The organism is Clostridium sp. MCC344, from assembly GCF_018785365.1.
Taxonomy (GTDB): domain Bacteria; phylum Bacillota; class Clostridia; order Lachnospirales; family Lachnospiraceae; genus Pilosibacter.
Genome location: NZ_WQPQ01000078.1, coordinates 100,475 through 106,577 on the forward strand (window position 1 = coordinate 100,475; position 6,103 = coordinate 106,577).

5 protein-coding genes are annotated in these 6,103 nt (G+C 45.3%); 4 read left to right on the plus strand and 1 reads right to left on the minus strand.

What is annotated here, in order from left to right; all coding sequences use genetic code 11:
* Positions 1 to 74 precede the first annotated feature (74 nt).
* The 4 genes from GPK90_RS16440 to GPK90_RS16455 all read left to right on the plus strand — a co-directional run bounded on the left by GPK90_RS16440 (position 75) and on the right by GPK90_RS16455 (position 5,583).
* Entirely contained in the window at positions 75 to 974 is a 900-nt protein-coding gene (locus GPK90_RS16440) for a tyrosine-type recombinase/integrase (RefSeq protein ID WP_215703469.1), read from the plus strand.
* A gap of 305 nt (positions 975 to 1,279) precedes the next feature.
* The gene (locus tag GPK90_RS16445) at positions 1,280 to 1,981 is read left to right on the plus strand and encodes an AP2/ERF family transcription factor (protein ID WP_215703470.1); all 702 of its coding nucleotides are present in this window, start codon (positions 1,280 to 1,282) and stop codon (positions 1,979 to 1,981) included.
* A 250-nt stretch (positions 1,982 to 2,231) separates the two neighbouring features.
* Entirely contained in the window at positions 2,232 to 4,886 is a 2,655-nt protein-coding gene (locus GPK90_RS16450; protein ID WP_215703471.1) for a hypothetical protein, read from the plus strand.
* Positions 4,867 to 5,583 (plus strand): class C sortase, encoded by a 717-nt coding sequence (locus GPK90_RS16455; protein WP_215703472.1) that lies wholly within the window; start codon positions 4,867 to 4,869, stop codon positions 5,581 to 5,583. The genes GPK90_RS16450 and GPK90_RS16455 overlap by 20 nt, the downstream gene beginning before the upstream one ends.
* Before the next feature lie 237 nt (positions 5,584 to 5,820).
* Here GPK90_RS16455 and GPK90_RS16460 read toward each other — a convergent pair.
* Positions 5,821 to 6,103, minus strand: a 283-nt coding sequence (locus tag GPK90_RS16460) for a transposase (RefSeq protein WP_215703473.1), incomplete at its 5' end; no start/stop codon positions are given.

Sequence of the window (6,103 nt, forward strand, 5' to 3'; positions counted from 1 at the left end):
GAAATAATGAAAAACTTCATATTATGAAACATGTCAGGTAAAGAGAGTCTGACAGAACAGGAGAAGAATCGTTCATGAAGTATGATTTGGAACATTATGGGAAATATTTAACAGAATGCGAGAAAAGTAAAAATACGATCGAAAAGTATCTGAGGGATGTGCGGACTTTCCTGATATTTTCAGGAGAACGGGAGCTGAGCAAGGAGATCATCTTAGACTATAAAAAGCTCCTCGTAGAAAAATACCGGACGTCCAGCGTAAATTCCATGCTGATCGCGGTAAATGGATATCTGAGCTGGATCGGCCGGGACGATCTCCGGGTACGTGTGTGCAGAACGCAGAGACGGATCTTTCGCGAGGAGGAGAGGGAACTGACGCGCGAAGAGTACCAGAGGCTTCTTATGACCGCGAGACGGGAGAATCGCGAGCGCCTGTTCTGCATCCTTCAGACCATCGCGGGAACGGGGATGCGGATCGGAGAATTGAAATATCTGACAGCGGAGACTCTAAAGGAGCGAAGGATACGGATCGACTTTAAGGGCAAAGTTCGGATCATCCTGATCCCAAGGTCCCTTCTGATCCTTTTGAAAAACTACTGTCGAAAACAGAAGATCAAGGAGGGAAGTATTTTCCGCTCAAGGAACGGGAGACCGCTGGACCGGAGAAATATATGGACGGAGATGAAAAGTCTCTGCGAGAAGGCAAAGGTGGCAGCAAGCAAAGTGTTCCCGCATAATCTGAGACATCTCTTCGCGAGATGCTTTTACGAAAAGGAACATGACCTCGCGCGGCTGGCAGATTATCTTGGGCACAGCAGCATTGAGACAACAAGACGGTATACGATGATCACAAGCGAGGAGGCCTGCGCAAAGGATTTAGAGCTGGGACTGATCCAAAGGGAAGAGGGGATATCGGAAGGAAAGAAAGGCAACGCGGAACAAATAGGAAAAATAAAGGATCCGTCTGTTACATAATGTGTATTATGTCATAACGAATCCCCCTTGTTTTCATATATATACATAAAAATAATATCACGAAAAACCTTTGTTTTCAATGGATATTCCGGGTTTTTTGTTTTTTTGCGTTTTTTTAACATAATTTTCAAAAAACATACAGTCCGGGAAGCAGATTCGCAGACTGGACACTCTTTCAGATTGGCTTTAGAAAGTGTAAAAACCATGTAAATTCTACGTAAAAACGATGCTAATTCTTTTCAGACAAGCCGTTCATGACATAATACACATTATGTCATGAACGGCTTTTTTGAATGAAAAAATGTATGATCGGAGAACGATACGGAAGTCTCGTGGTAATTGAAAAAGTGAAGATTCCGGGGAAACCGAAAACCTATTGGCGGTGTCGGTGTGACTGCGGGAATACATGCACCGTGCAAGATTCACACCTGAAAAACGGACACACGAAGAGCTGTGGATGCAGAAGACGGATCCGACTCCAGGAAAAACGCCTCGATCTCACCGGACAGCGGTACGGCAGGCTTGTCGTTCTGGGACCGGCAGCGGAGCTGACAGAAAAACGTGATGGCGCAGTGGAGCAAAGCAGATCGTCCGAAGGTGATCGCACGGATCGTCCGGACAGGATGAGTGACTACTGGCTTTGTCAGTGTGACTGTGGAAAACAATGCATCTGCCGCAAAGAGAATCTCCGTTCCGGGGTCACAAGAAGCTGTGGCTGTCTTCAGGAAGCACAGAGAAAGGTAAATATGAAGAAAGCCATCCATTTTATGGACGGAACCTGTGTGGAGAGGATCGCGTGCAGAAAGCCATTTTCCAATAATACTTCCGGTCATCGCGGAGTGTACAGAAGAGAAAACAACCGATGGAGAGCATCCATTGGCTTTCAGGGAAAGTCCTACAATCTTGGCAGCTTCGCAACCTATGAGGAGGCAGTTCAGGCGCGTCTGGATGCGGAAAAGCGGTTATATGATCCATTTTTAGCGCAATACCGCAAAGAAAATTCCTGAGGACGCAGGGGAATCACAATACTGATAAAAACACTTCCAAATGCAGGAATACCGGGCAGCTCTGCTGCATAGAATGCAGTTTAGGGAGTGATTTTTATAAATTTTAAGGAACAAGGGGGAAAGGAGGAGTTTTGTGAGCATACAGAGGCAGAAGAATCCTGTGTGCAGCAATTGAAATATTGACTCACAGTAACTGTTCGACAGAGATACAGTTACGATCCACGATTCGAAAAAAAGGAGAAAAAGAGAGATGAAGAAGCGCGGAATAAAAAAACGTATTCTGGCAGCACTCATGACGGCCTGTATGGTCGTTGGGTCTGTGCCGGGGAGCGCTCTTGCAGACATGCAGGATATCAAGCGAGAAGCGGCAGCTACATATGACTATTACGTCGATGCAAAAACCGGAAATGACAGTAATGATGGAAAGAGTGAAATGAATGCATTCCAGACTGTAAAAAAAGCGGCTGAAACTGCTGAGAGTGGAGCTAAGATCAAGCTTGGAGATGGAAAATACACTCTGTATAAAATCAATAGCACAGATACGACAAGAGGAAAAGATCTGACTTTTATCGGAAATGGTGCTGATAAGACAGGGTGGAATATCGGAGCAGAAGTGCCGGATCCAGCCAATTTTGGTACAGAGTATAATGGTGATTACAGTTTTGATGGAGCTGGAACTGTCACATTTAAGAATATGACACTCCAGAGCGGAAACGCTAATTATCTGGGAATCATCCGTGCAGATAATACCATTGTTGAGGATTGTACAATTAATGGAAAGACGTTTTACTGGGGATATAAGATGGCAGAATTTAAGAATACGATTTTTAACTGCCCCAAAGGAGACTATGCGCTTTGGACATACTCATCCCCGGTAATGACATTTGATCATTGTACATTTAATGCATCTGGAAAAGTTATCAATGTATATACGGACGCCAGTGCAGGCAAACATGATATTACCGTAAATTATAACGATTGTACTGTAAAGTCAACCAGTCAAGATAAAAGTGCACTGAATATCAATGACAGTAATATGGGAAATTATAAGTATTATGTAAATATTTCCGGTGATAATACAGTGAGCGGGCTGGGAACAGATAGCTATACATGTTCAAAACTTTTTGCATATGGAGGTTTTTGGAAACATTATAGTAATAACAAGGGAAATTCGGTGATACAGATCGATGGAAAACCGGTGTGGAAAGACGGAAAGATGGTCGCCCATGAGATCGATACCGAAAATGACAAATACACCGACGGATACAAAGAAAATGCATATAATATCACTAATGGAGACTGGACTGCGCAGGCAGATGGTTCCTACACACGTACAGTAACAGCAAAATGCAAATACTGTCGCTGGGTAAAGAGTGAAACAGAAACTGTCGTTGCTCCGACAGAAGAGGATTTTTCAGATGTAGATGTAATCGTAAAATGCACAAATTCGAACGCAGAGCATAATCCAATCTCAAAAACATATCCGATTTCAGGCGGTTATAATATCGGTAATGTTACTGAAGAAGACGGAACCTTGGTGAGTGAAGTAACCGTTGAAAGTCAATATTATGTGGATATGTTTAATGAGGAATGCGGAGTAGAGCATCCAGTAAATGTTGATGGACTGACTTTCAAAATGATCTGGGATTCAGAGGATAAGGCATGGAAAGCACCAGAAAAGATTGCACCGATCGAAGTAGCGTGTGCGGATGAGGAAGAACCGCTGGATCCGGAACTTCCGACGAAGGACGAATTGGAAGACCTTATCGGAGAGGTTGTGCTTGTTCATACCGGAAGCAATGCAGAACATCAGGATGCAGAGTACGAACTGATTAAGGGAAGCTATAACATCGCCAGTGCAAGCAACGCAAAAGCAATCGTTACCGTGAAAGCGACAGAATATAAAGATGCTTATAATCAGGAGAATGGACCACATACAGTGCTGGGAAGGACATCTGTAACACTGATCCTTGCACATGATGAGAATGGATGGTTTATTGAGAAAGGTAAACTTCCAGTAACATTTACAGTTAAGTGTACGGATAAAACACCGGAGACACCTGAGAAGCAGTATACTGATATCAAGTTCGTTGTTGTAAACGGAACATTTACAGAGAACGGTCAGACAGAACTCACAAAGACCTTTGAGGTTGGAACGAAGCTCACGCTTGCGGATATTCCAGCATCCAAGGGAAAGAGCAGCAGTTACAGCGATCAGACCTGGGATAAGTTCCCGGTTGGATATGTTGTAGGAAAAGATGGAACGACCTTCACGATCACTTACAAGTGGAGATCAAGCGGCAGTGACAGTGATGACAGCGATTATGACTATGGCACCTCCACAAGAGGCAAAGCCACAAACGCAGCCGGTAAGTCCGGTCGCTGGATCTTAGAGGGCGGCGAGTTCACAGAGGACAACGGAAGACTTCCGTCCAACGAGTACTTAAAGATCGGTGATACGATCTACGGTTTCTACACCTACGGATTTGCCATCGACTTTGACCGTCCGGAATACTACACAGATGCGGCAATTCAGGCAAAGGGCGGCTACCGCGACGCGACAGGAACCTGGAGATTAAACGGCTGGTGGTTCTGCTATGATGACGGTACATTCCCGCATGATGAGTGGGTATACCTCACATGGAACGGCCGCTCCGACTGGTACTACTTTGACGTAGACGGCTGGATGGAAGACGGCTGGTTATACCGGAACAACAACTGGTATTATCTCCATACTCAGTACGACAACACAAGAGGACATATGTACACCGGCTGGCATGAGATCGACGGCAAGTGGTATTACTTCAACACAGCATCCGACAAGGGAACACTTGGCGCAATGCTTGCGAATACCACAACACCGGATGGGTATCAGGTAGACGCAAATGGAGCATGGATCCGGTAATTCCGGCAGGAAACCTTCATGGCTCACCGGGCGCGGGATCCTCATAGCAGTCATATTTCTTCTGGGACTGGGAATTTTCCTGTACCCGCATATCTGCGACTGGTACTATCAGTATCAGTTTAACAAGGCGATTGAGGCGTATGACCGGTTTCAGGGGATCGACTGCGAAGAAATGATCCAGGCGGCCCGAGAGTACAATGAAAGACTTGCAAAGAAAGAGGAACAGTTTCTGGTTCCCGCAGAGGAACGGGAGGAGCTTGACCACCTTCTGGATCCATGGGGAACAGGTATGATGGGATATGTGGACATTCCGAAGATCAGGGTCCACATTCCCATTTATCACGGAACGGAAGAGCGGGCGCTTCAGTCGGGCGCCGGTTTCTGGTATGGGACAAGCCTGCCGGTGGGCGGTGAAAATACCCATTGTGTGCTGGCTGCCCATAACGGTCTTGTGAAGGCGAAACTGTTCACCGACCTGGACAAACTGGAAGTGGGAGATCGGTTCACTCTGGATGTCTTAAACGAGACATTCACGTATGAGGTGGATCAGATCCTCGTAACACTCCCGGAAGAGACGGAAGAACTTTATATCCAGAACGGAAAAGACCTTGTGACGCTTTATACCTGTACTCCGTATGGGGTAAATACCCACAGGCTCCTTGTCCGCGGACACCGGGTAACAGAACCGGAAGAATGATGGAAAAAATGCGCCGGTTCACAAAAAAGGTTCTTTCTGAACTTTGGGTATAACGTATAAAACATTGGGGCTGTCGCATTAGCAAATATTTTTTGCTGGGCGGTAGCCCTGCTTTATGCCCAAATGGCATCGAAATCGGTCACGTTTTCGATGCCATTCTTTATAAACGCAGTTCATTCCCAGGCATCCCTTTCGGCATGCCTTATTTCAGGCTGTTTTGTTTTCAACTATCAAAATCTATGCCCTTTTTAATGGAAAAAGATAACTTCCCGTTCTTCCGGTCTGAAGTTTCTGGCTCATTGTTTTTGAAACCATCAGCACTTTATTGCGCTTTTCCATAGGTGTTTTGCAGTTGTTTCCCTTGATACATTCCGTTTTATAAGGACAACCAGTGCAGTCTGGGCTTCTGTAATAAGTTTTTACACTGACATATCCGCTAATTGTTTTACTTCTGCGTTCATTTGTGACAGTTAGTTCCCTTCCGTTGAGGCAGATGTAGCTGTCCCTGTCTGCATGGTAC